The organism is Amycolatopsis decaplanina DSM 44594, assembly GCF_000342005.1.
GTDB lineage: Bacteria > Actinomycetota > Actinomycetes > Mycobacteriales > Pseudonocardiaceae > Amycolatopsis > Amycolatopsis decaplanina.
The window spans coordinates 104,719-129,040 of the sequence record NZ_AOHO01000067.1 but is presented as its reverse complement, the minus strand read 5'-3'; the positions used below and the strand labels follow the sequence as shown (position 1 = coordinate 129,040).

Genomic DNA, 24,322 nt, shown 5'->3' with positions numbered 1-24,322 from the left:
TGGCGTCCCTTCGTTGGAGCTTCCGTGCGCTGGTTTCCCCGAGCCGTCTCCTCCTTCCGCCGCGGCGGCGAGGAGGTGCTGCCGAGTCCGAACATCTGGTACTACCAAAAGGCCTACGAGGTCGAGAACCGCGCGCAGGACGTCGATGACGACATCTGGCGCGTACTCGCCGGATATCGCGAGTGGTCCGGTGCGGATGTCCTCGACATCGGCTGTGGCGACGGTTTCCACCTGCCGCGGTTCGCCGCGACGGCGCGGTCGGTGGTCGGGATCGAACCCCATGAGCCGCTCGTGCGAGACGCGCGGGACCGGGTGGCGGAACTGAGGAACGTCGAAGTGCGGCAAGGGCGTGCGCAGCGGCTTCCCCTGCCGGACGCGGCTTTCGACGTCGTCCACGCGCGCACCGCGTACTTCTTCGGCCCCGGCTGTGAACCTGGTCTTCGCGAAGCGGAGCGGGTGCTGCGTCCGGGTGGGCTGATGATGATCGTGGATCTCGATGTGGCGAGCGAGCCCTACGGACGCTGGATGCGGCTGGATCTGCCGCACTACGACCCGCCTGGGGTCGAGAAGTTCTTCGCCCGTCAGGGATTCGACTGCCGCAAGGTGATGACGCGGTGGCTGTTCGAGGACGCCGCCGCGATGGAAGCGGTGCTGAAGATCGAGTTCAGCGCACCGGTCGCGGCCAAGGCGATCGCGGAGGTCCGGCGCCTCAACGAGGTTTCGTCAGCTTCGGGGGAGAAGCAGGTGACGCTGCCGGTGGGCTATCGCGTGCATACGCGTACCAAGCCCACCGGCCTCGTCGTGCCAGGTCACTCCGTGTCCTCGGCGGATGCCGCGTCCGGGGTGGCGTCTTCCGCCTCGCCGAGGATGCCGTAGATCGTCCGCCGTGCCTCGTTGAGCACGTCGACGGTGCGGGCCTGCTGGCTTTCGCTGCCGGCGTGCATGACCTGCGCGACCGCCGCGGCCAGGGTCGCGCCCGCCTTGCGCAGGTTCACCTCGACCGGGTCGACGTCGTGGGCGATCTGCTCCCACGGCGGGACGGCGTCCTGCTGTTCGGCCGCGGCGCGGCCGGCTTCGGTGAGCTCGAACAGCTTCTTGCCGTTCTCGTCCTTGCTGATCACCAGGCCTTCGTCGGCCAGCATCTGCAGGGTCGGGTAGACCGAGCCGGGGCTCGGCTTCCAGAAGCCGCCGCTGCGCTCGCCGATCTCGCGGATGATCTCGTACCCGTGCCTCGGCTGCTCGGAAAGCAGCGCCAGGATCGCGGCGCGGACGTCACCGCGCTTGCCGCGCCGTCCGCCTGGGCCACCGCGACGGCCGTGCCGGTGCCGGTGGCCCGGTCCGGCCGGCCCCGGGGGGAAATCGCCGAAGCCGCCGCGAGCCCAAGGCCCGAAGGCGGGTCGGCCGTGTTCTGGAGGGAAAGGTCGTCGTCGCATGATGTGAATCCTCTCTACGTAATGTTCCGACTCGTTCACGATATATCGGAAACAGTCGGACGACAACCTCCTTCTTGTGAGTTGGGTCTCAACGGCTTGTGGTCAGGTGACCTGGGGAACAGCGATCCGGGGCGGCCCAGGGCTGTCAGAGGTGGACATGGGACACTGGCGTAGCTATGACTGCCCTCCCTCTCGTCTTCGACGCGCCCAAGCGCGGCCTTCCGCCGCGCCACCTCGCCGACCTCACCGCCGCCGAGCGGGCCGCGGCCGTCGCCGAGCTGGGTGAGAAGCCGTTCCGCGCGAAGCAGCTTTCGAACCACTACTTCTCGCGGCTCACGGTGAACCCGGAGGAGATGACCGACATCCCGGCGGCGTCGCGGGAGAAGCTCGTCGGTGACCTGATGCCGACGCTGCTCACCGAGATCAAGGCGCTGGCCTGTGACGACGGGACCACCCGCAAGACCCTGTGGCGCGCGCACGACGGGACGCTGCTGGAGAGCGTGCTGATGCGCTATCCGGACCGCGCGACCCTGTGCATCTCCAGCCAGGCGGGCTGCGGCATGGCGTGCCCGTTCTGCGCGACCGGACAGGGCGGCCTCGACCGGAACCTGTCGACCGCGGAGATCGTCGACCAGGTCCGCGCCGCCGCCGCCGTGATGCGCGACGGACTGATGCCCGGCGGTCCCGGCCGTCTGTCGAACATCGTCTTCATGGGCATGGGCGAGCCGCTGGCGAACTACAAGCGTGTGGTGGCGGCGGTCCGGCGGATCACGGATCCCTCGCCGGAGGGGCTCGGTATCGGTCAGCGTTCGGTGACCGTGTCGACGGTGGGTCTCGCGCCGGCGATCCGCAAGCTGGCGGACGAGAAGATGCAGGTGCGGCTGGCGGTTTCGCTGCACACGCCGGACGACGAGTTGCGGGACACGCTGGTGCCGGTGAACGAGCGCTGGTCGGTGGACGAGGTCCTGTCCGCGGCGCGGTACTACGCGGACACTTCCGGTCGCCGGGTGTCGATCGAGTACGCGCTGATCCGGGACGTCAACGATCAGCCTTGGCGTGCCGAGCTGCTGGCGAAGCGGCTTCGTCAGCACCTGGGCCAGTTGGTGCACGTGAACGTGATCCCGCTGAACCCGACGCCGGGAAGCAAGTGGGACGCCTCACCGAAGCCGGTGGAGCGGGAGTTCGTCCGGCTGGTGAACGCGGGCGGAGTGGCGTGCACGGTGCGTGACACGCGTGGTCAGGAGATCGCGGCGGCGTGCGGTCAGCTCGCCGCCGAGAACTGATTTTTCCTTTCAGTGATGGAGATTTTGTCGTGATGTATGCCCCCAGCCTGCTGGACCCGGCTGCGGAGGAGCTGAAGCTCGCGGACGTGATCGGCCATGGCGCGACAGGTGTCGCGCGCGAGGCCCGGACGTTGCTCGGTGAGCGGTTCAGCTCGGTGACCTTCATGTACGTCCTGATGCGGGCGTTCGAGGTGGAGTACACGGCGGCGCGGGACGCTTCGCGGTGGCACGAGTTCCACGGTGGGCCGTATGCGCTGTCGGACGCCGACCTCGAGGCCCTGCTGGCGCCCTGGCTCGGCTCTCACCGCCGTCCGGCGGACGCGTCCATCACCTCGTAGGCCCGATCGACCCGACCGTCCTTTGTGGATGGTCAGCTCGACCTGTGCGGGCTGGGCCGGTAGACGAGCTCCTGGATGCGCCCGTCGAACGTCCGGCTCTCGAGCAGTTCGAGGTCGAAGTCGGCCGCGCCCTGGAAGATCGAGCCGGCTCCCGCAGCGTGGTCGACACCACCGTCGCCGGCAGATGCCGCCCCAATCGCCGGTGTGGGAGCCGTAGCCGGCGCCGATCGACATCGCCCGGGGAAATTCTTCGCAGGACGGCGAAGTGGCAGGATGCGGGCATGTATTGCCTGAAAGCCGTCATTGTCACCGAGTCCGCACGGAGCCGATTGCTCGATTCGGTCGAAGGCGCGCGGTTCGTGTCGCTCGGACAGAACCTGTCACTGATGCCGGTGACCGAGACGCGGTTCGACACCGGGCTGCTCGCCAAGTGCTCCGAGCACGGGGCCGTGGCGTACGTCGAAGCCGAGTACTTCGGCGGTGTTGGGACGCAGGCCGCACAGGTGTGGGAGAGCGGCGAGACGGTCCTCGGTCCGCTGCACCTCGCCGAAGACGAACCCACCCCGGCCTACGGCAGTCCGATCTCCCGGGCACTTCGGCGGCTGAGCGTGCGCAAGGGCGCCCACTTCGACGAGTTCGACGCCGTCGGACTGGGCAGGCACCGCGGCACCGGCGACTGGCTCTCCGCTTAGTCGATCTCGGCGCACTACGAGAGTTCCCGCCTCGCGCTGGGCCGGACGGACCAGTCACGCGGCGGTCATCGCCGTCGGCCGCGACACTCGATGAAGACTCGAAGGAGGTGGGCCGGATGTCCGTGACGAAGGCGAGACAGGTGCGCCACAACAAGGCCGTCCAGGTGCTCGGACGGGTCGGGATGGGTTGCTACGGCCTGGTGTACCTGCTCATCGGGTACCTGGCGGTGCGTATCGCCGTCGGCGGTGGCGGCCAGGAGGCCGACGGACGTGGCGCGATCACCGAGGTCGGTTCGACCCCGGTGGGCGGTGTGCTGTTGTGGGTTCTGGCGGTGGGGCTGGTCGCGTACGGCCTGTGGCAGGCACTGCTGGCCGCCGTCGGCTACACGTGGATCGACGAGCAGAAGAAGCGCACCGTCAAGCGGATGACGTCCGGAGTGCGCTGCGTGGTGGGGATCTCGCTCGGTGTCTACGCCGCCAAAGTCGCCGTGGGCGCGGGCGAGCAGGGCAGCGGCGACCAGAAGCAGCAGGAGTTCACCGCGTGGCTGCTCGGGTTGCCCGCCGGGCCGTTCCTGGTGATCGTGGTGGCCGTCATCGTGTTCGGCGTCGCGGTGGGTTCGGTGGTGAAGGGGATACGCCGGACCTTCGTGCAGGATCTCGACCTCGCGAAGCTCCCGTCGGGGACCCGGCGGTGGGTGGAGCGGCTCGGCAGGATCGGTTACGTGGCAAGGGGTGTCGTGTTCGGCGTGGTCGCGGTGCTCGTCGGATACGCGGCGCTGACGCACGACCCGTCCCGCTCCGGCGGGCTCGACGCCGCCCTGCGAACCCTGGCCGCTCAGCCGTTCGGCACGGTGCTGCTCATCGTGGTGGCCGTCGGGGTCGTGGCCTTCGGTGTGTACTGCGTCGGGGCGGCACGAGCCCAGCGTGCGTGAAAACCCTGTCCGAAGTGGACGATGGATCCCGCCACGTCCTCGGGAACGGAGACCCGGCCGAGGTGGATCAGGTTCGAGTACTTCTCGATCGCCTGTCCCTTCCGGATTCCTTCCGATTCCTCGTGCCGCACCGGTGACGAGTACGTTCTTGCTCATGCGATGAACTCTCACTTCGAGACACCGGCGTTCAGAGTGACGACGCGGCGCGGTAGTCCCTCGGCGAGGCGCCGAGAAGCCGGGTGAACATGGTGGAGAACGCGGCAGGGCTCTCGTAGCCGAGCGAGGCGGCGATCCCGGCGATGGGACGGCCGTCCGACAGCAGTGACAGGGAATGCAGGACACAGGCCCGCTGCCGCCAGCGGGCGAAACCCATCCCGGTCTCCGCGGTGAAGATCCGGTTCAGTGTCCGCTCGCTCACGTGCAGCCGGGCCGCCCAGGCGCTCACCGGATCGTGGATGTCCGGAGCGTCCAAAAAGGACTCGCACAGGGCGCGCAGCCGTTCGTGCTTCGGCAGCGGGAGGTCGAGCCGGACCGGGGCGGATCGGCGGATCTCGTGCAGGGTCAGGCCGATGACCGCGGCGTCCCGCCCGCGCGGGGTGTACAGGCCCGGCACGCCGACGGCCTCGTTCAGCAGTTCCCGGAGCAACGCGGAGACCTCGACGACCTGGCAGCGGTGCGGGAACCACGGCACCGCCTTCGGCTCGATGTACAGGCTCCGGGTGCTCACGGTCGTGGTGAAGACCTGATGGACGGTCTCCGGCGGGACGAGCACCGCCCGTCGCGTCGGGATGGTCCACGTGCCGTCGGCCGTTTCGACGCGCATCGATCCGGTCGCGCTGTAGAGGAACTGCGCCCGCCGGTGCCGATGCGGGGGAATCCGGTGCCCCGGTGGGTAATCGGTGCGGATCGCCACCACCGCCCGGTCGAGGTGGTCGACCTCGTCGATGGGGATGTCACGCACCCCACCAGGCTACGCTGTGTGTCTGATCGGCGAAAGAAACTGGCGCACTTTCGAATGCCCGCCGTGCCGGGAACGCCTACCGTCGAGGGAGTGCTGATCGAGATCTCGGTGCTCCTCGGGTTCGGTTGCCTGAGCGGCGTCACCACCGTCCTTTTCGGATTCGGCGGCGGATTCATCACCGTGCCCGTCGTTTACGCCTTCGCGCTCGCCGATCCGGAACACGCCCTGGGCGCGATGCACGTGGCGGTGGCCACGTCGACCGCGGTGATGGTGGTCAACGCCGGGAGCGCGACCCTCGCCCAACGGCGGACGGGGCGGCTTCGCCGCGACTACCTGTGGCCGCTCATCGCCTTCATCGGTCTGGGGGCCGTGCTCGGGTCCTCGGCCGCCACCGTGGCCGACGAGAGTGTCCTGCGCTGGCTCTTCGTCGCCTATCTCGCACTGACCATCGCCGACAGCGTGGCCCGGAAGGGGTTCGTGAGCAGGCGGGACGACAGCCGGCCGCGTGCGCTCGGGGGGATCACCACCACCGCGGGCGGGACCGGGATCGGTGCCGTGGCGAGCTTCCTCGGGGTCGGGGGCAGCGTGCTCACCGTCCCGCTCATGCGGCGCAAGGGCCTGCCGATGGCCGACGCGACCGCGCTGGCGAATCCGCTGAGCCTGCCGGTGGCGATGATCGGCACGGCCGTCTACGCCTTCGCGGCGACGGGCACGGCTTCGGGTACCGCTCACCTCGGCTACATCGACCTGGTGGCCGCGGGCGCGCTGCTGTGCGGGTCGCTGCCGACCATCGCCGTGACGCGCCGGGTGGTCGGCCGGATCCCGGATCACGCCCACGCCATCGCGTATCTCACCCTGCTCGCCGCGGCGCTGGTCGCGATCGTCGTCCGCTAGTGATCCGATGAGTACCGGCGATGTCAAGCACTTGACAGGGAGTTCGCGGCATGGCAAGGGGTTATCGCCAGGCAAAGATCCGACGAATCCTCTATACCTTTTGGGGATCTTGCGCCAAGATCTCCCGCATGAAACTGAGATCGATCACCAAACGCATGTTCGTTCTCGGGCTGCTGACGGTTCTCGGGACCACCGGGGCGACGTCGGTGGCCACCGCCGAACCCCAGTCGCCGCCCGCGGACGTCAACGCGACCGGCCTGCCGCGCGGCGGGTGGGAACCGGTCGGCCCGAACAGCGTCGGCGGTCTGCTGGCCGTGTCGGCGGCCGGGCTCGCGATGATGCAGCCCAGCCCGCCCGCCCTGTGGCTCTCCGGCGATCGCGGCGCCTCGTGGACCGCGCGCCGGGGACTACCGGCGGAAACCGCCATCCAGGGATTCTTCGTCGATCCGGTCGACCCGGACCGGATGCTCGCGGTGGGCAACAAACCGGCGGGCCTGCTCGGCGAGTGGCGCGGTCTGCTGCTGAGGACCACCGACCGCGGCCAGACCTGGGAGACCCTGCGCGAGTGGTACCCCGACGGCGCGTTCGGCATGGCCACGGATCCGACGGGCCGGGTCGTCGTGGTGCAGAACCTCGATTCGCTGAGCGTCAGCACCGACGGCGGCGAGTACTGGAACGACGTGCCGAGGACCTGGCCGCGCGAGGGGATCGCCGCGCCGGTCGGCGCGCTCAAACTCACGATGGCCGGCGACGACGCCTACTTCACGACGGTCTACCCCGAGTACGCGCTGTGGGTTGTCCGCGGGGTCAGCGGCAAGGAGCCGCGGGCCGAACTCGTCTACCGGACCAACGGCGAGATCAATCAGGTCGCTTCGGACGGCAAGCGGTTCGTGGTCACGGTCGGCCCCGAACTGCACGGCTCCACCGACGGAGGCAAGACCTGGACGGTGCTGCGGCGCGATCCCGGCGGGCAGACCCTGCGCGAACCGCATTTTGTCGGCGGACGCCTGTACGTCTCGACGTATAACGACATAGACGTCAGCTCGGACTTCGGCCGCACCTGGACCCGCAAACCGGTGCCCGCGCCGGGCGAGGGCGTCAGCGACATGATCGACCTCCCCGCCGTACCTGGCAAACCCGCCACCACACTGATCTCCTCCCTCTACCGCGGTGTCTACGCGGACGGCGGCAAGAGCGGGTATCAGCAGATCGGCGTACCCGGCGAATCCATCCGTGACCTCGTGGCCACCGGGAACCTCCTGCGCGAGAGCGTCGTCGCGGCGGGCGTGCAGGAGATCTACAACACCCCGCTCCCGCGCGGCAAGGTCTCCGCGACGGACAGGGTCTGGCAGTCGCACCCCACCGACCGGCTGCACGAGGACGCGCGCCTGTCCGTCTCGCCGAGCCGCCCGGACGTGGTCTGGCAGGTCACCCGGAACGGATTCGCGCTCGACGTGCTCCGCAGCGGTGACGGCGGCCGCACCTGGCAGTTCGCGGCGAAGGCCAAGGAAGGCATTCCCAGGACGATCTTCGCGCATCCTGCCGACCCGGACAGGCTCTTCGTCTCGGCCTTCGCTCCCAGCGGCTACGTGCTCTACCGCAGCGACAACGCCGGGAAGACCTGGGAAAAGCTCACCACCGACATCGGGTTCATCGCGTTCGCCGGTGACCCGTGGAACGCGAACCGGGTCTGGGGCGGGGACTCCGGCGGCCTGTCCCGGTCGGATGACGGCGGCAAGACCTGGACCCACGTCTCCGACGAACCGGTCAGTTCGATCTCGGTCAGCCGATGGGGCGGCGGCCGAGTCCTCGTCGGTGGCGCGGGCATCCTGCTCAGCGAGGACGACGGCCGGACGTTCCGCCGGGTTCGCGACGGCGAGAACCCTCGTGAGATCAGCCGGATCCTGCCGCATCCGTTCGACTTCCGGGTGTGGTTCGCGAGCAGTACGACCGGGGAAGGCGTGCTGCGCAGCACGGACTTCGGCCGCACCTGGTCGCCCCTGCCCGGCGCGCTGCCCGATCCCAGGGTGCTCTCCCTGACGATCAGCGCGGACGGCCGGTACCTGTTCGCCGGTACCACGCAGTCCGGCGCGTACCGGCTGACGTTGTACTGAGTCCGAAGCGCTTCGTAGCCGGAGAAAGTTCCGGCCACGAAGCGTTTACTTCGGTCCCCCGCCGGTGTCAGAGTCGAGGGCATGGCCATCGACGTCGCCGCCCTCCGGCTCCACTTCCCCTCCCTCGCCGACGGAACCGCCTTCTTCGACGGGCCCGCCGGTACCCAGACACCCCGGCCCGTGGCGGAAGCCATCGCCGGGACACTCACGGGTCCACTGTCGAACCGGGGCAAGGTCAGCCCGTCCGAACTCAACGCGGAGAACGCCGTCGCGGCCTTCCGCGCCGCCTACGCCGACTTCCTCGGCGTGCCGGCCGAAGGCGTCGTCCACGGCCGCAGCGCCACCCAGCTGACGTACGACTTTTCCCGGCACCTGGCCAAAAGCTGGCGTGAGGGCGACGAGATCGTCGTCAGTCGTCTCGATCACGACGCCAACGTCCGGCCGTGGGTCCAGACCGCCGAACGAGCCGGGATGACCGTCCGCTGGCTCGACATCGACCCCGAAACCACCGAACTCGACCTCGCTTCCCTCGTCCTCACCGAAAGGACGAGGCTGGTCGCGGTCACGGCGGCTTCGAACGTCCTCGGCACCAAGCCGCCGATCCGCCGGATCGCCGATCTCGCCCACGACGCCGGGGCACTGGTGTTCGTGGACGGAGTGCATTACGCCGCCCACGATCTGGTGGACGTTCCCGCGCTGGGAGCGGATTTCTTCGTCTGCTCGCCGTACAAGTTCCTCGGCCCGCACTGCGGGGTTCTCGGTGCGTCGCCCGCCCTCCTCGAAACCGTCGAGCCGGACAAGCTCATGCCGTCGCCCGACACCGTGCCCGAACGGTTCGAATTCGGCACGCTGCCCTACGAAATCCTCGCGGGCGCGGCGGCGGCGGTGGACTTCCTCGCCGCTCTCGACCCCGGACCGGCCGGAACACGGCGGGAACGGCTGGCGAACTCGATGAACTCGTTGCACGAGCACGAAAGCACGTTGCGCACCAGACTGGAAAAGGGACTGGGCGACGCCGTCACCGTCCACTGCAAGGCGGCCGACCGGACACCGACCGTCCTGATGGGCCTCGGCGGCCGCGAGCGCGAGGCGCAACGGCATCTCGCCGAAAGGAAGGTCGTCGCCCCAGCGGGTTCGTTCTACGCCTATGAAGTCTTCGCGGCCTTGAAACTGGAGGATCCGGCCCTCCGGGTCGGACTGGCGCCGTACACCAGCACCGAGGACGTCGACAGGTTGCTGGACGGGCTTTCGACGTTCGGGTGAAGACCACAGTGGACAGTCGAGCGTAACTCGAACAGGGCGGATTTCCGTGCCGTCGCCGAGGGCCGTACTACCGCTCGCTCATGATCGACCACGGGAGGTTCGCAATGCGTTTCCGGTCGGTCGCTCGCGATCCAGCCCTGCCCCGAAGTCAACGATCCGCCCGACTACGAGATCTCGAACGGCGCCAAAGCCTGGATGAAGACGTCCGGCGCAACGCGAAGGCGCCGGCCGTTCCGGGAGCTTGATCGCCGGTTCTTGTCGGTGGTCCGGGTTAGGGTCTGCCGCAGCAGCCTGACCAGGAGGGACATCCGTCATGACCACTCTCGACAACCGGCCGAACACCGCGCTCCTCGTCGTCGACGTCCAGAACGGCGTCGTGGACGAGGGCTACGAGCGCGACGCCGTGGTCGCGAACATCGCCGGTCTCGTCGGCAGGGCGCGACGGGAAGGTGTCCCGGTCGTCTGGGTGCAGCATTCCGACGATGAACTCGTGCGAGGGAGCGAAGAATGGCGCATCGTCGGCGAGTTGGACCGCGACGACGACGAGCCCCTCGTCGAAAAGTCCTACGGGGACTCGTTCGAGGACACCGATCTGGAGAAGGTGCTGGCCGAACGCGGTGTCGGACGGCTCGTGGTCGTCGGGGCCGAGACCGACGCCTGCATCCGTTCGACGCTTCACGGCGCCATCGTCCGCGGGTACGACGCGACGCTGGTCGGCGACGCGCACACGACCGTGGACAAGACGGCGTGGGGAGGGCTCGCGCCGGAACTGGTCATCGCACACACGAATCGGTACTGGCGGTTTCAGACCGCGCCGGGCCGGAAGGGAGGGACGGTCAAGACCGGAGACGTCGATTTCAGCGGCTGAACCGCTTCACGGCCTGTTCTGCCACCGAGTGATCAGCAGGCTGGCGTCACCCGTGAAAGTGTTGTGGCAGTGGGACTTCGCCGCCTGGAGCACGCGACGGGCGATTTCGGGCGGTACGTGCCCGGCGTTGGCGTCCAGGGATCCGGCGAGCGCGAACCGTTCGCCGTCGGCGGCACGCGCGTCCGAGAGGCCTTCGGTGTACAGGACGAGGAGATCTCCGGGCCGGAGCCGGGCGGTCTCGATACGCCCGGGCGCTCCGGCGCCGAACGGCGATCGCCGTGCACTGTCCACTGTGGCCGGCTCGTGTCCGGCGCCGAGCACGAGCGGTGCTTCCCCTCCCGCTTCGAGATGGCGCAGGCCGCCGTGGGTGAGGTCCACTTCGGCCAGGGTGCCGCGGACTGTGGCGCCGTCGCCGAACTGCGTTGAAAGCGCTTTGTCGACAGAGCTCTCCTGGCCGCGCAGGTCCTGTCCGTCGCGACGGGCGGACCGGTAGGCCGCGAGCGCCGCCAAGACCATCACGCCCGCGGACTCGGTGTCCCGGCCCGCGTCGAAGATCGCCAACCACGCCGTCGTTTCGGAAAGGGCGTAGTCGAAAGCGACGCCGCGAACGTCGTAGGCCGGCTCGACGCCACCCGCCACCATGACGTCGCGTGTCGCCGCCGTCAACGGGGGCAGGTTTTGCCAGAGCAGCTCCGCGGTGGGGCCGCGCCGTCGACGCCGCCGCGGCAGGTCGAGGCCGTCGCCGTAGCGCATCGCGGCGGCGATGAGGTGGCCGGACAGCGACGCGAGCCATTGGCACTGGGTGCGCAGTACGGGGTCGTTGAGGTCGATGTCCGCGCCGGCTGCGACCTCGAGCACGCCCATGCGCTCGTCGCCGTCCAGCAGCGTCGCCCACAACCGCGGTCCGCCCGATTCCTCGGCCAGCATGATGCCGGCGTGCCGGTACGCCTGGCCGGCGGTACTGGTCTCGATGGCCAGCGGTACGCGGCCGGGCGCCGACTCGGGAAGCGGGATGAGCTGCCGCTGGTCGTAGTCGGCGAGATAGACGCCTATCTCGAGGTCCAGCGCCCGGCCCGCGGCGACGATGATCCCGGGCAGCCGCTCGGGTGAGACGCGGTGGGCGCCGTCGAGGAGCCCCACCAGCGCGGCCAAGAGACCGCGAGGGCGGCCGTCGGCACCGGCCTCCCGGCTGTACGGTGCCCGGCGGACGCCGGAGAGTTCGTCGAGCCGCTCGTTGACCGCGTGGGCCACCATGTCCCGCTGGATCCTGGGCAGGGGAAGCAGTCCCTGCAGGTACGCCTCCAACCCGCCTTCGCTGACATCACCGCCCAGCGCGAAATACCTCAACCACAGTTGTTCCATCGTGAGTCCGGTCCGCGCGAAGCAGGCCGCGACGATCCGTCGCTGCTCCTCGGCCTGGAACGAGGACACAGTGATCACCCCCGGGGTCTCGATGACACCTGACCCTGGATACCAACCAGAACCCCGTGTGAAACATGAGGCGCCGCGCGATCGAGTACCTCGTCGGAGAGGACGGGAGGCGCGCCATGGAGTGACAGGAGCCGGTGGGCATGACACTGCCACGACGTCAGAGTGACGATCGGTCGACTCCGGTCCGGTTCCGGCGGGAGAACGTCGAATTACGCCAGGTGGCCGAACGGTTCATCGCCGGCGTGACCGGTGGAGGCGATCCGGGACGGGCCGAACGTGGGTCGCGGTAGGTGGGGTGATCGCATTCGGCTAAAGTCGGCTTCCGAAAGCGGTTCTGAGCGTTGAGAAGTTAGCGCCGATCCGCCGATAACCGGGTTGGTTGCGGCGGTTGATGGTGCGCGCTCGGCGCCGGTTCCCGCCGGTGACTCCCGTGGTGCATCACGCCGATGTGCAGAAGTGGGAGAGGCGGGCTTTGGCCGATGAAATCGACTGGCAGCAGGACAAGAACCGATTCGTCGAGGATGCCGGCGACGGCGAACTGCCGGTGACCTCCGAGAACGGCGCCCGGCTCCTCGCCGGGCCACTGGTCAACCAGTTCGTGTCCCTGACCAGGGCTTTGCTGGATTCCGGTTCGATCGCGGCGGTCCTCGAACGGGTGGTCTTCGCGACGCGTGATCTGGTTCCCGGCGCGGATCTGGTCAGCGTCACCCTCCTCGATCCCGACGGACGGTTCCACACGCCGGTGCGGACCGACGAGATCGCCGGCGAACTGGACCAGCTGCAATATCAGTACGGCGAGGGGGCTTGCGTCGAAGCGGCGCGGATTTCGGGACCGGCGGCGGCCTTCAGCGACAACCTCGCCGAAGACGCTCGCTGGCCCCGTTTCGGCCCCGCCGCCGCGGCGCTCGGGTTCCACTCGCTGGTCTCGACGGCCTTGCTGCCGGAGGCGTCGAGTTCGCAGCTTTCCGGGGCGCTGAACGTCTACTCGCGACGTCCGCACGGCATCGCCAGGGCGGACCGCGACGTGCTGCTGCTTCTGGCGACGCACGCGTCCCTGGCCTTGGCGACCACGCACGCGGTCACACGCGGTCAGCTCCAGGAGGAGCAGCTCCAGCAGGCGCTGGACAGCAGGGACGCGATCGGGCAGGCCAAGGGCATCCTGATGGCGCGGCGCGGGATCGACGCCGCGGAGGCGTTCGAGGTGCTGCGGCACACGTCGCAGAACATGAACGTCAAACTCCGGGAACTGGCGGAGATGCTCTCCAAGCGGCATACGGAACTGCAACTACCCGACTGAGCGGGCGGACGCCACTACGATCGCGATCATGGGTTTCGGCGAGCTGGAGTTGTCGCGGACGTTCGAGTGGCGTGGCCGTTCGGTGGCGTGGGAACGCCTCGGCGAAGGCGCCCCGGTGGTGCTGTGTCACGGAACACCGTGGTCGGCGCAACTGTGGGCGCCTTTCGCGCGAGCGCTCAGTGAGGAGTTCGCCGTCCACGTCTGGGACATGCCCGGGTACGGCCGTTCCTCGAAGGAACCCGGCCACGCCGTCGACCTCGGTGTCCAAGGCGAGCTTTTCGCCGATCTGCTCGGGTATTGGGGGCTGACGGCCCCGCACGTGATCGCCCACGACTACGGCGGGGCCGTTTCGCTGCGCGCGAAGCTGCTGCATGGCGCGGAGTACGCCTCGCTCGCCCTGGTGGACGTCGTCGCGCTGCGGCCATGGGGTTCGGAATTCTTCCGGCTCGTCGCGGAGAACGCCGAAGTCTTCCAGGCGCAGCCCCCGGTGGTGCACAGAGGTGCCTTGGAGTCCTACATCGGGACGGCCTCCCATCGTGGTCTCTCCGGCGCGCAATTGGCCACACTGACCAGGCCTTGGCTGGACGCGGAGGGGCAACGCGCCTTCTACCGGCAGATCGCCGAGGCGGACGTCCGGTACACCGACGAGGTCCAGGACCGTTATCCCGAACTGGCGTTGCCGGTGAAGGTGATCTGGGGTGCCGACGACACGTGGATCCCGGTGGACCGGGCGGAGCGGCTGGCCGACGCGATTCCCGGTGCCCTCCTGGACGTCATTCCCGATGCCGGGCACCTGATCCAGTACGACGCGCCGGTCGAACTGGCCTTCTCCCTGCATCGGTGGCTCACCGCGGAAGTGGGCCGGTGGGGACCAGCCGGGAGCGGACGCTGAAACGCGCCGTCAAGATCGACATCGTTTCATTCTGATATTAGAAGTCGTCTACGTGATATCCGGCCACGTAGGCGTTCGAAAGCAGTGCGCCGTGACATTCCGCCGTCGAAGGGCCGAACCCGATCGGAACCCAGAACCCGACGGTGTACCAAAAGGAGGAACCGGACGCGCAGTGGGCAACCACCCGGTAGGTTTCCGAGTGTCTCGGCAAGGAGAAACAGGTCGTGGAAATGCCCTCGCCGAAGAGGATTCCATAGCGGTTGCTGTCGCAGCCGTAGGGCGGGAACTGGTCTTCGGTCGCCGCGGAGGCCGGTGAGGCGGCCAAGAATACGGCCGCCGAAAAGGCGGCCATGACTAAAGCGGCGATTTTCTTCTTCATTGCTTTCTCCCGCGGCTCGTTCCCAATGGAAAGCCCAGATTAGCCGCACGGAAGAATTGTCGTGAATTCATCGGGCAGGTGAAACGAGAACGCGTGCGGTGAACCGCGCTGCTCCGAAAGAGCGTCGCCCGCCCCTCTTCTGAGTTCCCGGCTCCCCTTTTGGCCTAGCGTCGCCGGTAGTGGGCCGGCGACGTGACCGTGGACCGGTCCTCATAGGACCCGGGCCTGCCGCGGTCGACGTGGAACGTCGTCAGGGTGCTCACCGGCGAACGCGGGTCGCGCCGGTCGCCGATCACCCGCATGTGCGTGCTCCAGCGGCGCGGGGCGACCTCGTAGACGTCGTAGCCGTACCGGTCGCCCTCGAAGTACTTGAGATGCGGGTTCGCCGCGCCCATCTTCGGCCCGTTCGTGGCGTTCCATTCGGGGGAGTAGGCGCCGGAGGTGACCGAATGCGCGGTGAACTCCGTGCCGATCACCGGGGTGGCCGGATCCGCGAAGTCCGGGCGGATGTCGTCGACGAACGCGGAATGCCAGTCGCCGGTGATCACCACGAGGTCTTCGAGGCCGCTCTGGGCCACATGGGTCAGCACCTCCTTGCGTTCGGCGAGGAAGCCGTCCCATTGGTCCGTGAACATGTAGCCGCCGCCGGGCTTCGCGAGCTGGCTCAGCATGATCGAGTTCACCCAGCAGTGCCACGCCTCGCCGGCGCCGGTCACCTGGTCCTTGAGCCACGCCTTCTGGTCCGCGCCGAGAATCGTGCCGTCGGGCAGGTTCTGTGCCGACCGGTACTGCCTGAGATCCAAAATGGACAGGTCGAGCAGGTCGCCCCAGCGGCGCTGCCGGTGGATCCTCGGCGTCGAGGGGTGGTCCGGGCGCACCGGCATGTGCTCGAACCAGGCCTGGTACGCCGCCGAGCGACGCGCCCGCAACGACGGGGTGGTACCGCTGTAGTCGTTGACGACCTCGTGATCGTCCCAGGTGATGAACCAGGGGTGGGCCGCGTGGGCGTCCCGCGACGAAGGGTCGGATTTGTAGAGCGCGTGCCGCCGGCGGTACGCCGGCAGGGTCAGCACCTCGGGGCCTTCGTGGTCGCGCAGCGGGTTCCCTCCGACCTGACCGTGCTCGTAGACGTAGTCGCCGAGGTGGACGACGAAATCCAGGTCCTCCCGCGCGATCCCGGCGTGCGCCGCGTAGAACCCGTCGTGGAACGCCTGGCAGTTCGCCGAGGCGAACCGCACCCGCCGGACCGGCCCGACCGGCGCCGTGCGGGTGCGGCCGACCCGGCTGACCTTGCCGAGCGCGTGGAAGCGGTAGTAGTACCGCGAGCCCGGCTCCAGGCCGGACACCGGGACGTGCACGCTGTGCCCGGCCCCGGCGGTGGCGGCCGTCGTCCCGCGCGCCACGCGGCGGCGGAACCCGCGGTCGGTGGCGACCTCCCAGGCGACCTCGACGGTGTCGTCCAGTGGCTGCTCGAACTCCATCGGCTTCGGCGCGAGCCTGGTCCAGAGGGCGACGCCGTACGGGACCGGGTCGCCGGACGCGACGCCGAGCGTGAACGGCGCCTCGTCCCAGGTCGCGCCCAGCGCCACCGCGGCCTCCTCGGCCTGCGCGACCGTCATCCGCGAACTCAACGGCCAGGCCAGCCCCAGCGCACCGGCGGTGGCGGCGCCTCGCAACAGGTCCCGGCGGTCGACGGACATCGGTGGTCTCCTCGGCTCGGCGGAATCGCTCTCCGACACCGAACACTGCAGAGATGACCGGGGGCCCACGCGAGAACGAACATCAGACGGTGATGACGACCTTGCCGCGAGCGTGCCCCTTGCTCGCGTAGCGGATGGCTTCGGGCACCTCGGCCAGTGAATAGGTACGGTCGATCACCGGCTTCACTTTCCCCGCCTCGACGAGCGCGCGCAGCGTCTGGAGATCGTCCTGATTCTCCGTGGAGAACAGGCCGCGGAGCTTCTGCTTCACGAACGGTCCGAGCGACAGTGCCCGCAGATTGCGGCCGACCGGGCCGATCCATTTCCCCTCGCCCTCACCTCCGACGATGACGAGAGTCCCTTGCGGGGTAAGAGACCTGCGCAGCGAGGTGAGCGAGCGGTTGCCCGCGGTGTCGAGGATGAGATCGTAGCCGCCCCCGAAGTCCTCACGCGTGTAGTCGAAGACCCGGGTCGCGCCGAGCGAGCGGACGAGGTCGACCTTGCCCGTACCGCACACACCGTCCACCTCGGCGCCGAACGCCTTGGCGATCTGCACCGCGAAGGTGCCCACGCCACCTCCCGCGCCGATGACCAAGACCTTCTGCCGGGGTGCGACCCGCCCTTTGTCCCGAAGCGCTTGGAGCGCGGTGTAAGCGGAGATGGGGACGGCCGCCGCTTCGTCGAAGCCGAGCCGCTCGGGCTTGCGGGCGATTCTGTCCACTGTGGTCAGTGCGTACTCGGCGAAGGAACCTCGGCAGGTGCCGAAAACCTCGTCGCCGGGGCGGAATCGCGTCACGTTGGCGCCGACGGCGTGCACGGTACCGGCGAAGTCCAGCCCGCGGACGCGGGTCTTCGGTCTCCGTACCCCGAAACCCATCAACCGCACCAAGTACGGCGTTCCCTCCATGAGGTGCCAGACTCCGGGATCGACCGCCGCCGCCCGGATCCGCACGACCACACCGTCGGGCCCCGCTTCGGGCCGGGGCAGATCTGTCAGCTCCAGGACGTCGGTGGTGCCGTACTCGTTCTGGACGATCGCCTTCACGGCGGCCTCATTTCCTAGTCGGGATAGTGGAAAACGTCGTCGAGCCCGACGCCGAACACCCGGGCGATCCGGAAGGCCATCTCCAGGGACGGCGAGTAACGGCCCTGTTCGATGGCGATCACCGTCTGGCGTGTGACGCCGATCCGGTCCGCTAGTTCCGCCTGGGTCATTTCGCCCTTGGTGAACCGCAGAGCGCGGATGGAGTTCGTGACCTTGGTCGGTTTCACCATGCCTGGAATCCCCAGCGGTAGGCGGCGATCTTCGCGATCGAGCCGAGCAGTGAGGACAGGACGAAGGCGAGGTACACGGTGTTGGCGATCCAGAAGTGGTCCAGTTCCGCCATCGCCATGACGAGCGCCGCGATACCGCCGAGCACGACGAACGATTGTCCGATGTGCTCACCGAACCGGCTAATCTCGCGGTCGCGCTGGTCTTTGCCGCCGGCGTCACGCGGCGCGGCGATCGCCGCGCCGATGTGCAGCACGATCGAGGCCACGATGGCCGCCCCGACCGTCCACAACAACGTCGTCACGTAAGGGACGTCGACGAGCGGGCCGGAACTTGCCCGGCGGAGAACGACGATCAGGTATGCCGCGTAGGCGAAGACCGTGACCACCGCCATGATCCACGCGCGTTTCTCTTCCAGTGCCACGACATCCAAAGTAAAGAGTTCTAGACACCATGTCAAACATTCTTTACTCCGACGCGATCCACGACTTCCCCGGCCGCATAACGGAAAACCCCGTGCCGTCCTTGTGTGGCGACGACGGGCGATGGGTCAGGCTTCACAGGGGGAGTGGATCGGCCGGGCCTCGTGAGTGGTAGGGACGGTTCTATTGAGGGGTACGGCAACGGTGTCGAGTGGCGTGTCCGTGAAGGCCTCCTTGCCTACCTTGAGGGTCGATGCCAGGAACTTAAGGCCGGTGGAGCGGTCGCGTTTCAGGCATGTTCGCCCAGTTCGACTCCAGCAATACCGCCTGTTCGGGCGGTGATGGTTCGCCGACGCGGTTGGTGGATCCGTGAAGGCCTCCTTGAGGGACTCTGAGTCCCTCAAGGAGGCCTTCACGGACTCGAGAGCACGGGCAAATGATGCCCAATCGGACAATTCGACGCGGCGGGCGTCCTTTATGGACGGTCGGAGAAATCTCGGGCACTGCCGCTTAAGTTCCTGGCATTGACCTTGAGGGTAGGGAAGGAGGCCTTCACGGACACCCGAACGGCATCTGCGGCCAGGCGCACCAGCAGTCATGGCGGCGCCGCGTGAAGGCCGTGAGCGGTACATGATGGCCCCCTTCCTTGCGCTAGGCGCAAGGAAGGGGGCCATCATGTACTTGGGTCGACCGCCCGGCCGGGCTTCAGGCGTCGACGGTGAGGGTTTCTTCGAGGGTCGCCCGGTGCGTCGGCTTCGCCTCTTCGTAGCGTCGGCGGCCCTCGTCGGTCACGACGACGAAGATCCCTCGCCGGTCCGACTCGCAGAGCGCGCGCTGGACGAGTCCCTCGCGCTCGAGGCGGGCGACGAGTCGTGAGGTGGCGCTCTGGCTCAAGTGGACGACCTCGGTCAGATCGGCCGCGCGGCACTTGCCGACGACGCAGGTCACCAGTCGTTCGAGGGCTTCGAACTCGGTGACGCCGAGGCCGTGGCGCTCCTGAAGGCGGCACTCGAGCCGACCGAAGACCGCCGCGTGCCGGGCGGACAGTTCGCGCCACTCCCGCAGCAGGTCTTGTTCGGCGACGTCGCTCACGCGGCCCAAGATAGCATGCACGTGAATTTTATGCAAAGTCATTAAATGCGCTTGCATTAGATGCGTGTGCATGTACTGTACGGATCATGAGTTCTTCCGTGCAGCTGTCCACCAGCTCGACTAGGTGGGACGCGCGCCTCTGGGGTGTCCTGCTCACCGTGTCCACCGTCGTGGGCCTCGACGCGCTCGACGTGTCGATGGTCGGCGTCGCCCTCCCGTCCATCCAGGCCGAACTCGGCCTCTCGACCAGCGCCTTGCAGTGGATCGTCAGTGGTTACGTCCTCGGCTACGGCGGTCTTCTGCTCCTCGGCGGGCGCACCGCCGACCTGCTCGGCAGGCGCCGGGTCTTCCTTGTCGCCGTCGCTGTCTTCGCGCTCGCTTCGCTGCTCGGCGGCCTCGTCGACAATGGCGCGCTGCTGATCGCCACCCGCTTCATCAAGGGGCTGGCGGCCGCGTTCACCGCGCCGGCGGCCCTGTCGATCATCACCACGACCTTCCACGAAGGCCCAGCCCGTAACCGGGCGATCAGCATCTTCGCCGTGTTCGGCGCCAGCGGGTACTCCGCGGGCCTCGTGTTCTCCGGTCTGCTGACCGAGGTCGGCTGGCGCTGGACGTTCCTGCTGCCGGTGCCGATCGCGCTCGCCGCGTTCGCCGCCGCGGTCAAGCTGATCCCGAGCTACCGGCCCGAGACCGGGGGCGGCTACGACTTCCCGGGTGCGATCACCGGTGCCGCCGGTTCGCTCCTGCTGGTCTTCGCCGTGGTCGAGGCGCCGGAGATCGGGTGGGCCGCGCCGCGGACCCTGATCTCGTTCGCTCTCGCGCTCGCCCTGCTCGTCACCTTCGTGATCATCGAGAAGCGCAGCAAGCACCCGCTGCTCCGGCTCGGCATCCTGCGCTCCGGCCCGCTGGCCCGCGCCAATCTCGGCGGCGCGACGTTCTTCGGCGCCTACATCGGTTTCCAGTTCGTCGTGATGCTGTACCTGCAGACCGTGCTGGGCTGGTCCGCCCTCCAGACCGCGCTCGGGTTCCTGCCCGCCGCGCTGATCGTGGCCTTCGGCTCGCCGAAGATCGAGCCGCTGATCGACCGGCTCGGCACCTCGCGCACGATCCTCGCGGGCGTCGTCGCCCACGTCATCGGCTACGCGCTGTTCCTGCGGATCGACGAGACCTCCAGCTACGCCGGTTCGGTGCTGCCGAGCATGGTCCTGCTGGGCATCGGCTTCACGCTGGCGTTCTCTTCGCTGAACATCCAGGCGACCAACGGGATCTCCGACGACGAGCAGGGCCTCGCCGGCGGCCTGCTGAACACGTCGATCCAGGTCGGCGGCGCGATCGGCCTCGCCGTCGTGACCGCGGTCCTGACCGGCAACGCGGGTGGCGCCACCGGCCCGGCCGCGCTGCTGAACGGGTTGGCGCCCGCGCTGACCGTCGTCACCGGCATCGCCGTGATCAGTGTCCTGGTGGCGCTGTCCGGAGTCGTCGGCCTGCGCAAGGCCGAAGCCCGCTCCGCCGTCGCCGAACCGGAGTTCGCCGCGGCCGAATGATCAGGGGGTGAAGTGCCCCTTCCCGCGCTCGGGGGCGGGAAGGGGCACTTCGCTACCAGCGGATCGGCAGGGACTTCAGCCCGTTCTGGAAGTTCGACCGCAACCGCACCGGTTCACCGGCGAGTTCGACCTCGCCGAGCTGCTCCAGGACCGCTTCGAACATCGCGCGCAACTGCACCCTCGCCAGCTGGGCGCCGAGGCAGAAGTGCGGGCCGTGCCCGAAGGTCAAGTGATCATTGGGCGTGCGGCCGATGTCGAAGCGGTCCGGCTCCTCGAAAACGGACTCGTCGCGATTCGCCGCCGAGAACCAGACGACGACTTTGTCCCCCGCCCGGATGTCCACATCGGACAGAACGACGTCTTCGGTCGCTGTCCGGCGGAAATGCATGACCGGCGTCCACCAGCGCAGCATCTCTTCCACCGCACCGGGAAGCAGTGAACGGTCGGCGAGCAGCCGCCGGTACTGATCCGGATGCGACAGCAGCGCCAGCATCCCGCCGGGGATGCCGTTGCGCAGTGTTTCGTTGCCCGCCACGGAGAACAGCCAGAACAGGTTCTCGAACTCCGCGATCGACACCCGCCCGCCGTCTTCCACGTGACCCATCAGGTTGCTCATCACGTCGTCGCCGGGATGCCGGCGTTTGTACTCGCCGAGCGCGGTGGCGTAGGCGTAGAGATCCGGCATCCCTGCGCGGGTGCGCGGATCGGGCATCGCGCCGCCCGGCCCCGGAACCGGCCGCACGGCCAGCGCCGTTCGAGCGAGATCGGTGACCTCGCTCGCTTCGACGGTCGCGCTCACCGCGTAGTCGGCGTCCTGGTAGCCGATGACACGATTGCTCCAGTCGTACATCAGCCGCCGGTCCTGTTCGGGGATCCCGAAGACCTCGGCGAGCGTCAGCAGCGGGAGATCGGCGGCGACGGCGGCGAAGTCGCACTCACCGTCCGCCTGGACCCCGGCGATCAGCTCCCTCGCCCAGCCATGGATCCGCTCTGTCAGCCTGCCGACCGCGCGCGGCGTGAACGCCTTGGTGAGCAGGCCCCGCAGCCGGGCGTGCTCGGGCGGATCCATGTTGAGCATCATCCGGCGGACGTAACCGAGGTCCTGCTCGGTGGCCGGATCCCGGATCTGCGTCCCGCCCAGGCGTGACGAGAACAGCTTCGGGTTCTTCAGCACGTACTTGACGTCCGAATGCCGCAGCACGGCCCAGAAATCGTCCACCCGCACGACCGGCGACTCCCGGCGCAGCGACGCGAGGTGCTCGTACGGCACGCCCCGCGTGTACACGTCCGGATCGGTGATCACGGCTCCGACACTAGCCCGCGGACGGGGGACTGCGGAAAGATCCGTCCGGTGGACACGCTGAAGATGCGCACCGCCGGAACCGAAGGCCCCGCCGTGCTCCTGCTGCACGGCCTCGGCGCGACAGGCGCGGTGTGGGACGGCCTGATGCTGCAGCCCGGCTACCGCTGGCTGGCGCCCGACCTCCCTGGGCACGGGGCGTCATCACGCCTGGCGCACTACTCCTTCGGAGGCCTCGCCGGGGCGGTCGCCGACGTGCTCCCGGAACGCGGTCCGCTGCTGGTGATCGGCCACTCCCTGGGTGGGGTGGTCGGGCTCGCGCTGGCCAGCGGGTGGTTCGGGCTCCGGGTCGACGGACTGCTCGCGGTCGGCGTCAAGGTCGAATGGAGCGAGTCCGACCTCGCGAAGGCCGCCGACATGGCGGCGAGACCGCCCAGGGTGTTCCCGGCCCGTGAGGACGCCGAACGAGCGTTCCTCAAGATCGCCGGCCTGACCGGACTTGCCGAAGCGGATCCCGACGGCGTCGTCGAAACCGAAGGCGGTTGGCGGCTCGCGCTGGATCCCCGCGCGTTCGCCGTCGGCGCGCCCGACATGCCCGGCCTGCTCGGCGCGGCACGCTGCCCCGTCGCCCTCGCCGCCGGGACACACGACCCGATGAGCCGTCTCGACCAGCTGCGCGCGCTCAGCCCGGCTTCCGCTGAACTTCCCGGACTGGGCCACAACGCCCATGTCGAAGACCCGGCCGTGCTTCTGGCTTTCCTCGCGCAGTTCGCCGGCTAGCGCCGGATCCGCCCCAGCACGGCGATGCCTGCGGCGATGTCACTCGCCGGGCTCGCCCCGTAGCCGAGGACCAGGCCCGGATTCATCGGCCGCTGACAGTGCCACGACAGCGGCTGCACCTTCACACCCTGCTCCAGCGCGGCGGCGGCGAAGTCGAGATCGGAGAACTCCGCGTCGAAGGTGATGGTCAGGTGCAGCCCGGCGGCGGCGCCGTGCACCACGGCGTCCGGGAGATGGGTCCGGAGCGCGTCGATCATCGCGTCCCGCCGCCGGCGGTGCCGCTTGCGCACGAACCGCAGTTGCCGCTCCATCTCTCCGGACTCCATGAGATGCGCGAGCACCAGCTGCGGGAGGACGGCGTTGCCCAGGTCGGCGAACCGTTTGGCCGCGACCACCTCGTCCCGGTACCGCGGTGGCACCAGCATCCAGCCCACCCGGAGCGCGGGCGCGAGCCACTTCGACACGCTGCCCGCGTAACAGACCTGCTCGGCGAGCATCGAGCGCAGCGCGGGGACCGGCGGACGGTCGTAGCGGTGCTCGGCGTCGTAGTCGTCCTCGATGATCAGCCCGCCGTCCGCGGCCCAGCGCATGAGTTCGCGACGGCGTTCTCCGCCGAGCACGACGCCGGTGGGGAACTGGTGCGCGGGAGTGAGCAGCACGGCGGGTGCGCCGCTGCGCACGAGCTCGTCGACGTCGATGCCGTCGTCGTCGACGCGGATCGGCGGCGTCGCCAGACGACGGTCGTGCAGATGCTGCCGCGCACCCAGCGAGCTCGGATCCTCGACGGCGATCTCGGAGATCCCGTTGTCGCACAGCACCTGGGCCAGCAATCCGAGGCCTTGCGCGACACCGGCGACGATCAGCACGTCGTCGGCGTCGGCGGTGATGCCCCGGGTGCGGGCGATCCAGTGCGCGATCGCCAGCCGCAACGCGGGCGCGCCCCGCGGGTCGCCGTAGCCGAAGTCCGCCGCCGAGAGGTTGTTGAGCACGGTGCGTTCGGCGCGTAGCCAGGCCGTACGCGGGAACGCCGTCAGATCCGGCACGCCGGGGGACAGGTCGATCCTCGCCGGGGTCGCCCGCAGCGAGTCGAAGACGCCGATCCCGGGGGCGGGCTGGAAGATCGTGCCCGCCGACGGGGGACCGGGCGTCGTTTGCTCCTTGGTCCTCGCCGGTGCCGCGACGACCACCGTGCCCGCGCGGCCGCGTCCGGCGACGTGACCGTCTTCGACCAGCCGCTGGTAGGCCTCGGTGACCACGCCGCGGGAGACCCGCAGGTCCGCGGCCAGCGCCCTGGTCGCGGGCAGCCTGCTGCCGACCGGCAGGCGGCCGTCGGAGATGGCGTGCCGCAACCGCGACGCCAGCCAGTCCGACCGGCGCCCCGGTGGTGCGTCCCCGATGTCCAGCTGCAGGAAGTCCGAGCCCTCGGCAGTCACC

Annotated in this window: 25 protein-coding genes and 1 pseudogene; 14 read left to right on the top strand and 12 right to left on the bottom strand. The window is 68.9% G+C overall.

Features of this window, described 5'->3' with window-relative positions:
• Positions 1-24: 24 nt before the first annotated feature.
• Positions 25-876 carry a class I SAM-dependent methyltransferase gene (locus tag H074_RS25125; RefSeq protein ID WP_039923342.1) on the top strand — a complete coding sequence of 284 codons (852 nt, stop codon included), beginning with the start codon at positions 25-27 and terminating at the stop codon, positions 874-876.
• Here H074_RS25125 and H074_RS25120 read toward each other — a convergent pair.
• On the bottom strand, positions 810-1,433 hold the full coding sequence (locus tag H074_RS25120) for a PadR family transcriptional regulator (protein ID WP_007032878.1): 624 nt from the start codon (positions 1,431-1,433) through the stop codon (positions 810-812). The genes H074_RS25125 and H074_RS25120 overlap by 67 nt on opposite strands.
• 176 nt (positions 1,434-1,609) lie before the next feature.
• Between H074_RS25120 and rlmN the strand changes: the two genes are divergently transcribed.
• Together rlmN and H074_RS25110 are read left to right on the top strand one after the other, a co-directional pair.
• Positions 1,610-2,716 (top strand): dual-specificity RNA methyltransferase RlmN, encoded by a 1,107-nt coding sequence (rlmN, locus tag H074_RS25115; RefSeq protein WP_007032877.1) that lies wholly within the window; start codon positions 1,610-1,612, stop codon positions 2,714-2,716.
• Between the two features lie 32 nt (positions 2,717-2,748).
• Complete coding sequence (locus tag H074_RS25110; RefSeq protein ID WP_007032876.1) at positions 2,749-3,054, top strand: hypothetical protein; 306 nt, start codon at positions 2,749-2,751, stop codon at positions 3,052-3,054.
• A gap of 32 nt (positions 3,055-3,086) precedes the next feature.
• Here H074_RS25110 and H074_RS41670 read toward each other — a convergent pair.
• Positions 3,087-3,206: pseudogene (locus H074_RS41670) on the bottom strand (dihydrofolate reductase family protein); the annotation flags it as partial.
• 129 nt (positions 3,207-3,335) lie between these two features.
• Here H074_RS41670 and H074_RS25105 point away from each other — a divergent pair.
• Positions 3,336-3,746, top strand: a complete 411-nt coding sequence (locus tag H074_RS25105; RefSeq protein WP_007032875.1) for a hypothetical protein — start codon at positions 3,336-3,338, stop codon at positions 3,744-3,746.
• 116 nt (positions 3,747-3,862) lie between these two features.
• Positions 3,863-4,678 (top strand): DUF1206 domain-containing protein, encoded by an 816-nt coding sequence (locus H074_RS25100; protein ID WP_007032874.1) that lies wholly within the window; start codon positions 3,863-3,865, stop codon positions 4,676-4,678.
• Between the two features lie 187 nt (positions 4,679-4,865).
• On the opposite strand, the gene H074_RS25095 is transcribed toward H074_RS25100, so the two are convergent.
• Entirely contained in the window at positions 4,866-5,639 is a 774-nt protein-coding gene (locus H074_RS25095; protein ID WP_007032873.1) for an AraC family transcriptional regulator, read from the bottom strand.
• A gap of 90 nt (positions 5,640-5,729) precedes the next feature.
• Here H074_RS25095 and H074_RS25090 point away from each other — a divergent pair, with 90 nt between their 5' ends.
• The 4 genes from H074_RS25090 (at position 5,730) to H074_RS25075 (ending at position 10,778) form a co-directional block, all read left to right on the top strand.
• Positions 5,730-6,533: a sulfite exporter TauE/SafE family protein gene (locus H074_RS25090; RefSeq protein ID WP_007032872.1), complete on the top strand. Its 804-nt coding sequence runs from the start codon at positions 5,730-5,732 to the stop codon at positions 6,531-6,533.
• A 128-nt stretch (positions 6,534-6,661) separates the two neighbouring features.
• Positions 6,662-8,647 (top strand): WD40/YVTN/BNR-like repeat-containing protein, encoded by a 1,986-nt coding sequence (locus tag H074_RS25085; protein WP_007032871.1) that lies wholly within the window; start codon positions 6,662-6,664, stop codon positions 8,645-8,647.
• 81 nt (positions 8,648-8,728) lie between these two features.
• Positions 8,729-9,910, top strand: a complete 1,182-nt coding sequence (locus H074_RS25080) for a cysteine desulfurase-like protein (protein ID WP_007032870.1) — start codon at positions 8,729-8,731, stop codon at positions 9,908-9,910.
• 313 nt (positions 9,911-10,223) lie between these two features.
• Positions 10,224-10,778: a cysteine hydrolase family protein gene (locus tag H074_RS25075; protein ID WP_007032869.1), complete on the top strand. Its 555-nt coding sequence runs from the start codon at positions 10,224-10,226 to the stop codon at positions 10,776-10,778.
• A gap of 6 nt (positions 10,779-10,784) precedes the next feature.
• Here H074_RS25075 and H074_RS25070 read toward each other — a convergent pair whose 3' ends face one another.
• The gene (locus H074_RS25070) at positions 10,785-12,218 is read right to left on the bottom strand and encodes a PP2C family protein-serine/threonine phosphatase (RefSeq protein WP_007032868.1); all 1,434 of its coding nucleotides are present in this window, start codon (positions 12,216-12,218) and stop codon (positions 10,785-10,787) included.
• 131 nt (positions 12,219-12,349) lie between these two features.
• Here H074_RS25070 and H074_RS40775 point away from each other — a divergent pair, with 131 nt between their 5' ends.
• The 3 genes from H074_RS40775 to H074_RS25060 all read left to right on the top strand — a co-directional run bounded on the left by H074_RS40775 (position 12,350) and on the right by H074_RS25060 (position 14,398).
• On the top strand, positions 12,350-12,499 hold the full coding sequence (locus H074_RS40775) for a hypothetical protein (protein ID WP_161630696.1): 150 nt from the start codon (positions 12,350-12,352) through the stop codon (positions 12,497-12,499).
• Positions 12,500-12,681: 182 nt separating this feature from the next.
• Positions 12,682-13,506 (top strand): GAF and ANTAR domain-containing protein, encoded by an 825-nt coding sequence (locus H074_RS25065; protein ID WP_235096869.1) that lies wholly within the window; start codon positions 12,682-12,684, stop codon positions 13,504-13,506.
• 28 nt (positions 13,507-13,534) lie between these two features.
• A complete protein-coding gene (locus H074_RS25060) occupies positions 13,535-14,398 on the top strand; it encodes an alpha/beta fold hydrolase (protein WP_007032866.1) in 864 nt (287 codons plus the stop codon).
• Positions 14,399-14,435: 37 nt separating this feature from the next.
• Here the strand turns inward: H074_RS25060 and H074_RS25055 are convergent, their stop codons facing one another.
• The 6 genes from H074_RS25055 to H074_RS25030 all read right to left on the bottom strand — a co-directional run bounded on the left by H074_RS25055 (position 14,436) and on the right by H074_RS25030 (position 19,264).
• A complete protein-coding gene (locus H074_RS25055) occupies positions 14,436-14,777 on the bottom strand; it encodes a hypothetical protein (protein ID WP_007032865.1) in 342 nt (113 codons plus the stop codon).
• Positions 14,778-14,941: 164 nt separating this feature from the next.
• A complete protein-coding gene (locus tag H074_RS25050) occupies positions 14,942-16,477 on the bottom strand; it encodes an alkaline phosphatase D family protein (RefSeq protein WP_007032864.1) in 1,536 nt (511 codons plus the stop codon).
• Positions 16,478-16,559: 82 nt separating this feature from the next.
• On the bottom strand, positions 16,560-17,522 hold the full coding sequence (locus H074_RS25045; protein WP_007032863.1) for an NAD(P)-dependent alcohol dehydrogenase: 963 nt from the start codon (positions 17,520-17,522) through the stop codon (positions 16,560-16,562).
• 14 nt (positions 17,523-17,536) lie between these two features.
• Positions 17,537-17,752 carry a helix-turn-helix transcriptional regulator gene (locus H074_RS25040; RefSeq protein WP_007032862.1) on the bottom strand — a complete coding sequence of 72 codons (216 nt, stop codon included), beginning with the start codon at positions 17,750-17,752 and terminating at the stop codon, positions 17,537-17,539.
• Entirely contained in the window at positions 17,746-18,174 is a 429-nt protein-coding gene (locus H074_RS25035; RefSeq protein ID WP_007032861.1) for a hypothetical protein, read from the bottom strand. The genes H074_RS25040 and H074_RS25035 overlap by 7 nt, the downstream gene beginning before the upstream one ends.
• 703 nt (positions 18,175-18,877) lie before the next feature.
• Positions 18,878-19,264: a MarR family winged helix-turn-helix transcriptional regulator gene (locus tag H074_RS25030; protein WP_007032860.1), complete on the bottom strand. Its 387-nt coding sequence runs from the start codon at positions 19,262-19,264 to the stop codon at positions 18,878-18,880.
• 86 nt (positions 19,265-19,350) lie between these two features.
• On the opposite strand from H074_RS25030, the gene H074_RS25025 reads away from it, so the two are divergent.
• Complete coding sequence (locus tag H074_RS25025; protein WP_039923340.1) at positions 19,351-20,808, top strand: MFS transporter; 1,458 nt, start codon at positions 19,351-19,353, stop codon at positions 20,806-20,808.
• 52 nt (positions 20,809-20,860) lie between these two features.
• Here the strand turns inward: H074_RS25025 and H074_RS25020 are convergent, their stop codons facing one another.
• A complete protein-coding gene (locus tag H074_RS25020; RefSeq protein WP_007032858.1) occupies positions 20,861-22,111 on the bottom strand; it encodes a cytochrome P450 in 1,251 nt (416 codons plus the stop codon).
• 48 nt (positions 22,112-22,159) lie between these two features.
• Here H074_RS25020 and H074_RS25015 point away from each other — a divergent pair, with 48 nt between their 5' ends.
• On the top strand, positions 22,160-22,888 hold the full coding sequence (locus H074_RS25015) for an alpha/beta fold hydrolase (protein WP_007032857.1): 729 nt from the start codon (positions 22,160-22,162) through the stop codon (positions 22,886-22,888).
• On the opposite strand, the gene pdxR is transcribed toward H074_RS25015, so the two are convergent.
• Positions 22,885-24,321 (bottom strand): MocR-like pyridoxine biosynthesis transcription factor PdxR, encoded by a 1,437-nt coding sequence (gene pdxR, locus H074_RS25010; RefSeq protein WP_007032856.1) that lies wholly within the window; start codon positions 24,319-24,321, stop codon positions 22,885-22,887. The two genes, H074_RS25015 and pdxR, sit on opposite strands and share 4 nt — an antisense overlap.
• Position 24,322: the final 1 nt, after the last annotated feature.

Excerpts from the sequence above, each read along its gene's own strand:
- H074_RS25025 (WP_039923340.1), top strand. The coding sequence starts at position 19,351 with ATGAGTTCTTCCGTGCAGCTGTCCACCAGCTCGACTAGGTGGGACGCG.
- H074_RS25055 (WP_007032865.1), bottom strand. The coding sequence starts at position 14,777 with ATGAAGAAGAAAATCGCCGCTTTAGTCATGGCCGCCTTTTCGGCGGCC.
- H074_RS25120 (WP_007032878.1), bottom strand. The coding sequence starts at position 1,433 with ATGCGACGACGACCTTTCCCTCCAGAACACGGCCGACCCGCCTTCGGG.
- H074_RS25080 (WP_007032870.1), top strand. The coding sequence starts at position 8,729 with ATGGCCATCGACGTCGCCGCCCTCCGGCTCCACTTCCCCTCCCTCGCC.
- H074_RS25060 (WP_007032866.1), top strand. The coding sequence starts at position 13,535 with ATGGGTTTCGGCGAGCTGGAGTTGTCGCGGACGTTCGAGTGGCGTGGC.
- H074_RS25040 (WP_007032862.1), bottom strand. The coding sequence starts at position 17,752 with ATGGTGAAACCGACCAAGGTCACGAACTCCATCCGCGCTCTGCGGTTC.
- H074_RS25105 (WP_007032875.1), top strand. The coding sequence starts at position 3,336 with ATGTATTGCCTGAAAGCCGTCATTGTCACCGAGTCCGCACGGAGCCGA.
- H074_RS25110 (WP_007032876.1), top strand. The coding sequence starts at position 2,749 with ATGTATGCCCCCAGCCTGCTGGACCCGGCTGCGGAGGAGCTGAAGCTC.
- rlmN (WP_007032877.1), top strand. The coding sequence starts at position 1,610 with ATGACTGCCCTCCCTCTCGTCTTCGACGCGCCCAAGCGCGGCCTTCCG.
- H074_RS40775 (WP_161630696.1), top strand. The coding sequence starts at position 12,350 with ATGACACTGCCACGACGTCAGAGTGACGATCGGTCGACTCCGGTCCGG.
- H074_RS25075 (WP_007032869.1), top strand. The coding sequence starts at position 10,224 with ATGACCACTCTCGACAACCGGCCGAACACCGCGCTCCTCGTCGTCGAC.
- H074_RS25050 (WP_007032864.1), bottom strand. The coding sequence starts at position 16,477 with ATGTCCGTCGACCGCCGGGACCTGTTGCGAGGCGCCGCCACCGCCGGT.
- H074_RS25100 (WP_007032874.1), top strand. The coding sequence starts at position 3,863 with ATGTCCGTGACGAAGGCGAGACAGGTGCGCCACAACAAGGCCGTCCAG.
- H074_RS25085 (WP_007032871.1), top strand. The coding sequence starts at position 6,662 with ATGAAACTGAGATCGATCACCAAACGCATGTTCGTTCTCGGGCTGCTG.